The sequence below is a fragment of the Cupriavidus sp. WS genome (assembly GCF_000395345.1).
Classification (GTDB): domain Bacteria; phylum Pseudomonadota; class Gammaproteobacteria; order Burkholderiales; family Burkholderiaceae; genus Cupriavidus; species Cupriavidus basilensis_B.
Map to the genome: position 1 here is coordinate 1 of NZ_AQPL01000036.1, position 5,449 is coordinate 5,449.

General features: G+C 71.1%; 5 protein-coding genes. 4 read left to right on the forward strand and 1 reads right to left on the reverse strand.

Annotation, left to right across the window (positions count from 1 at the left end):
• Positions 1 to 32: 32 nt before the first annotated feature.
• Positions 33 to 806, forward strand: a complete 774-nt coding sequence (locus tag K206_RS0103960) for a fumarylacetoacetate hydrolase family protein (RefSeq protein ID WP_020201115.1) — start codon at positions 33 to 35, stop codon at positions 804 to 806.
• Positions 807 to 816: 10 nt separating this feature from the next.
• Here K206_RS0103960 and K206_RS0103965 read toward each other — a convergent pair whose 3' ends face one another.
• Positions 817 to 1,833 (reverse strand): hydroxymethylglutaryl-CoA lyase, encoded by a 1,017-nt coding sequence (locus K206_RS0103965; RefSeq protein ID WP_020201116.1) that lies wholly within the window; start codon positions 1,831 to 1,833, stop codon positions 817 to 819.
• Positions 1,834 to 2,153: 320 nt separating this feature from the next.
• Here K206_RS0103965 and K206_RS0103970 point away from each other — a divergent pair, with 320 nt between their 5' ends.
• From K206_RS0103970 to K206_RS0103980, 3 genes are all read left to right on the forward strand, one after another.
• Positions 2,154 to 3,338 carry a CaiB/BaiF CoA-transferase family protein gene (locus K206_RS0103970; RefSeq protein WP_020201117.1) on the forward strand — a complete coding sequence of 395 codons (1,185 nt, stop codon included), beginning with the start codon at positions 2,154 to 2,156 and terminating at the stop codon, positions 3,336 to 3,338.
• On the forward strand, positions 3,335 to 4,138 hold the full coding sequence (locus K206_RS0103975) for an enoyl-CoA hydratase/isomerase family protein (protein ID WP_020201118.1): 804 nt from the start codon (positions 3,335 to 3,337) through the stop codon (positions 4,136 to 4,138). The genes K206_RS0103970 and K206_RS0103975 overlap by 4 nt, the downstream gene beginning before the upstream one ends.
• A gap of 81 nt (positions 4,139 to 4,219) precedes the next feature.
• On the forward strand, positions 4,220 to 5,413 hold the full coding sequence (locus K206_RS0103980; protein WP_020201119.1) for an acyl-CoA dehydrogenase family protein: 1,194 nt from the start codon (positions 4,220 to 4,222) through the stop codon (positions 5,411 to 5,413).
• Positions 5,414 to 5,449: the final 36 nt, after the last annotated feature.

Consider the following 5,449-nt stretch of genomic DNA (forward strand, 5'->3'; position numbering starts at 1 on the left):
CGGGCAGCCGCGCCCGCCGCAGGGAGTTGGCTGTGCAGACATGGATCCGCTTCCAGACCGGCGACGGCGAGGTTGGCTTCGGCCGCATCGAGGGCGAGCGCGTGGTGGCATACGATGGCGCGGGCTACGCGGGCGGGCAGCCGACCGGCGCCACGCTGCCAGGCGAGGGCCTGCGCCTGCTGAGCCCGTGCGAGCCGGGCAAGGTGGTGGCGCTGTGGAACAACTTCCACGCGCTGGCGCGCAAGCTGGAAAAGCCGGTGCCGCGCCACCCGCTGTTCCTGATCAAGCCGGCCAGCTCGCTGGCCGGGCCCGGCGACGCCATCGTGCGCCCGCGCGGCTACGCCGGCAAGATCGTCTACGAGGGCGAGCTCGGCATCGTGATCGGCCGGCGCTGCCGCGACGTGGCGCCCGAGGATGCCGCCGCGCACATCTTCGGCTACACCGTGGTCAACGACGTGACCGCCTCGGAGGTGATCGCCGAGGACCCGAATTTCCCGCAGTGGTGCCGCGCCAAGGGCTTCGATACCTTCGGCTGCATCGGCCCGGCCATCGTCACCGGGTTCGACTGGCGCGCGGCGCGCGTGGTCACGCGGCTCGACGGCACCGAGCGGCAGAACTACCCGCTCGCCGACCTGATCTTCACGCCCGAGCAGCAGGTCAGCCTGATCTCGCAGGACCTCACGCTGATGCCCGGCGACGTGATCGCGTGCGGCACCTCGCTCGGCGTCGGCTCGATGAAGGACGGCGCCGTGGTCGAGGTCGGCATCGACGGCATCGGCGCGCTGGTCAACCACATGCGCGGCTAGCCGCGCCTGGTCAGCACCGCGCGGCCGCGGTGGCCGTGGCGGACTGCGCGCGCCGGCGCAGCCGCGCCAGCGAGCCGCCCTTCATGACCTTGCCGGGCAAGGCGTGGCCGACCAGCCGCTCGGCCAGCTGCGCGGCCTCCACCAGCTTGTCGAGGTCCAGCCCGGTCTCGATGCCCATTTCCTCGCACAGCGCCACCAGGTCCTCGGTGCAGACGTTGCCCACCGCCGGCGGCACGCCGCCGCTGGCGCTGCCGAAACCGGCGAACGGGCAGCCGCCCAGGCCGCCGATGGCCGCGTCGAACTGGCGCACGCCCATCTCCAGCGCCGCCACCGCATTGGCCAGCGCCGCGCCGCGCGTGTCGTGCAGGTGGAGCTTGATCTCCACCTCGGGCCAGCGCTCGCGCACCGCGCCGACCAGGCGCCGCACGTGCAGCGGATTGGCCCAGCCCATCGTGTCGGCCAGCCGCAGCGCCGCGAGGCGGCTGCCGTTCTCGAGCAGCAGCCGGTCGGTCCGCGCGATCAGCCCGATCACGTGCTCCACCGGCACGTCGCCCTCGAAGTTGCAGCCGAACGCCGCCATCACGCCGAGGCTGTCCGGCACCATGCCGGCCGCGCGGTAGGCCTCGATCCAGCGCGGCATGTCGGCGAAGGCGTCCTCGATGCCGCGGTTGGTGTTGCGGCGGATGAAGGTCTCGCTGGCGGTGATCGTCAGGCGGCCTTCCATCGCGATGCGCCGGCTGGCGCGGGCCAGCTCCAGGCCGCGCGTGTTCAGCCACAGCGCGCGCCACGTCATGCCGGCAATCTCGGGCAGCGCGGCGATCACCTCGGGCGAGTTCGCCATCTGCGGCACCGCGTCCGGCTTGACGAACGAGCCGACCTCGATCTCGCGCAGGCCGGCGGCGGCAAGCGCCCCGATGAGCTCGATCTTCTCGGCGACGGTGAGCACCTTCGGCTCGATCTGCAGGCCGTCGCGCGGGCCGACTTCGATGATGTGGACGGAACGGGGGTAGGTCGGGGCGGTCGTCATGCGGGGCTTCGGTGAACATGTGGGAAGGGCGGCGCGGCGAGGGCAATGCGGACGGAGGCAATGCACACAGCGAGCGCGCGATGCCTGCATGCTAGGCATCCGCGCGCGCGCTGGCAATGCGCGCCGCGCCGCGCGGCGCCGATATCCGCCCGCTGATATGTGCGCTGCCCGCCGCCGCGCGGGCGTAAATATCAGCTACGTGATATCGCACCGCGCAGGGCGCCGGATGCTTGCGACGCCCCTTCGCGCTGGCTATTCTGGCCTCCGTACCTGTTCTGCCATGCCCGATGCGCGGCATGGCCCCCCGGAAACGAAACACGATGCCAACCAACCAACCCTTATCCGGCTACACGATCGTCGAGATCGGCCACAGCGTAGCCGCGCCTTATACGGGGCTTATCCTCGCCAACCTCGGCGCCACCGTCATCAAGGTGGAGAACCCCGGCTCCGGCGACCATGCGCGCGGCTGGGGGCCGCCGTTCTTCGACGAGGCCGGCCCGCACTTCGTCGCCATGAACCGCAACAAGCGCAGCGCCGCCATCGACCTGGCCGACGAGACGCAGCGCCAGGCGCTGCGGCGCCTGATCCTGGAAGAGGCGGACGGCGTGATCTGCAACCTGCGCGCCGGCGTGGCCGACCAGTTCGGCGTGGGCCCGGCGTCGCTGCTGGAAGAGAATCCCGCGCTGGTCTATTGCGAGATCGGCGCGTTCGGCAGCGGCGGCCCGATGTCGCACAAGCCCGGCTACGATCCGCTGATGCAGGCTTACGGCGGCATGATGAGCATCACCGGCGAGAGCGCCGAGCGCCCGCCGATCCGCGTCGGCGTGTCGATCATCGACATGGGCGCGGGCCTGTGGGGCGCGGTCGGCATGCTGTCCGCGCTGCTCGAGCGCGAGCGCACCGGCCTCGGCGGCCTGGTCGAGACCTCGCTGTTCGAAACCGCGCTGGCCTGGACCACGGTGCCGGTCACGCGCGCGCTGATGAAAGGCGGCCCGCAGCTGCCGCAGGGCTCGGGCGCGGCCGGCATCGTGCCTTACCAGGCGTTCCGCACCCAGGACGGCTGGCTGGTGATCGGCGCCGGCAACGACAAGCTGTTCGCCAAGCTGGTCGGCGCGCTGGACCTGCCCGCGCTGGCCGAGGACGAACGCTTCCGCACCAACCGCGGCCGCGTGCAGAACAAGGATGCGCTGATCCCCGCGCTCGAGGCGCGCGCGATCACGCACACCAACGCCAGCCTCGGCGCGCTGCTGGACGCCCACGGCGTGCCGAACGCGCCGGTGCAGACCATCGAGCAGATCGTCGACGACCCGCAGACGCAGGCGCTCGGCATGATTCAGGAAGGCCCGGCGGGCTCCATGCCCACGGTCGGCCTGCCGCTGCGCTTCGACGGCAAGCGCAGTGCCTACCGCAGCGCCGCGCCGCGGCTCGGCGCCCATACCGGCGAGGTGCTGGACGCGCCCGCCGGCGACCAAGACAAAGACAAGGACCGCGAGGATCGCGCATGACCGGAACCCACGAATCCTACGAAACCATCGAGACCACGCTGACCGAGAACGGCACGCTGGTGGTCACGCTGAACCGCCCGCAGGCGAGCAACGCCACCAACACCCAGATGGGGCGCGAGATGCGCGACATGTGGGCGCGCGTGGCCGCGCCCGGCAGCGGCGTGCATTGCGTCATCCTGACCGGCGCCGGCCGCACCTTCAGCGCCGGCGGCGACCTCAAGGAACGCAACGGCATGAGCAACGAGCAGTGGCAGCAGCAGCACGCCATCTTCGAAGCCAGTCGGCGCGGCCTGATCGAATGCCCGGTGCCGGTCATCGCGGCGGTCAACGGCCCGGCCTACGCGGGCGGCTGCGAGACCGTGCTGGCCTGCGACTTCGCCTACGCCGTGCGCTCGGCGCGCTTCGCGCTGACCGAGGTCACGCTCGGCATCATGCCCGGCTCGGGCGGCACGCAGTACCTGCCGCGCGTGGTCGGCCAGCCGCGGGCGATGGAGATCATCCTGACCGGGCTGCCGTTCTCGGCCGAGCAGGCGCGCGAGTGGGGCATGGTCAACGCATTGTTCGACGATGCGCAGTCCATGCTGGACGCCGCGCTGGCGACGGCCGCGCGCATCGCGCAGAACGCGCCGCTGTCGATCCGCCAGGCCAAGAAATCGATCCGCACCGGCCTGCAGCTCGACATCCGCAGCGCGTTGCAGTTTGAGGTCGAAGCCTACAATCGGCTGGTCGGCACCGAGGACCGGCGCGAAGGCGTGCGGGCGTTTCAGGAGAAGCGCAAGCCCGTGTTCACGGGGCGCTGAGCCGCGCGGGCCCGCGCGCGAGCCGGGCCGCGGCAAGACAGACACAGAGTTGGCCAGAGAGACAGAGAGAGAGACAACACGATGCAAGACGTACAGCCGAATCACGATGCCGTCACGCTGGAGCTTGGCGAGGACTACAAGGAAATCCGCGAAGCCGTGCGCCGCGTGTGCGCCGATTTCCCCGACACCTACTGGCGCGAGATCGACGACGCCGAGGCGTACCCGACCGCGTTCATCGACGCGCTCACGGAAGCCGGCTTCCTGGCCGCGCTGATCCCCGAGGAATACGGCGGCACCGGCATGCCGCTGCGCGCGGCCGCGGTCATCATGGAAGAGATCTGCGCCGCCGGCTGCCACGCCGCGGCCGGCCACGCGCAGATGTACATCATGGGCACCATCCTGCGCCACGGCAGCGCCGAGCAGAAGCGCAAGTACCTGCCGCAGATCGCCGCCGGCAAGCTGCGCCTGCAGGCCTTCGGCGTGACCGAGCCGACCACCGGCTCCGACACCACGCAGCTCAAGACGCGCGCCACGCGCACGCCCAACGGCTACGTGCTCAACGGCCAGAAGGTGTGGACCTCGCGCGCGCTGCACTCGGACCTGATGCTGGTGCTGGCGCGCACCACGCCGGCCAGCGAGGTCAAGAACAAGGTGGACGGCATCTCCACGTTCCTGATCGACATCCGCACCTCGCTCGGCAAGGGCCTCGACATCCGCCCGATCCCGACGATGGTCAACCACCACGCCACCGAGGTGTTCTTCCAGGACCTGGAGATCCCGGCCGACAGCCTGGTCGGCGAGGAAGGCAAGGGCTTCCGCTACATCCTCGACGGCATGAACGCGGAGCGCATGATCACCGCCGCCGAGGCGCTCGGCTCGACGCGCTGGTTCGTGCGCACCGCCACCGCCTACGCCAGCGAGCGCAAGGTGTTCAACCGCCCGATCGGCGCCAACCAGGGGATCCAGTTCCCGATCGCGCAGGCGCACATCCAGTCCGAGGCGGCCGACCTGATGATCCGCCGCGCCACCGCGCTGTTCGAGGCCGGGCTGCCGTGCGGCTCGGAGGCCAACATGGCGCGCTACCTCGCCGCGGAAGCGCTGTGGAACGCCGCCGAGGCGTGCATGCAGACCCACGGTGGCTTCGGCTTCGCGCGCGAGTACAACATCGAGCGCAAGTGGCGCGAGGCGCGCCTGGCGCGGATCGCGCCGGTCTCGACCAACCTGATCCTGGCCAACGTCGCCCAGCACGTGCTCGGGCTGCCGCGGTCGTATTGACACGGCGACGCCGCGCCGGCCGGCGGCCGGCGCGGG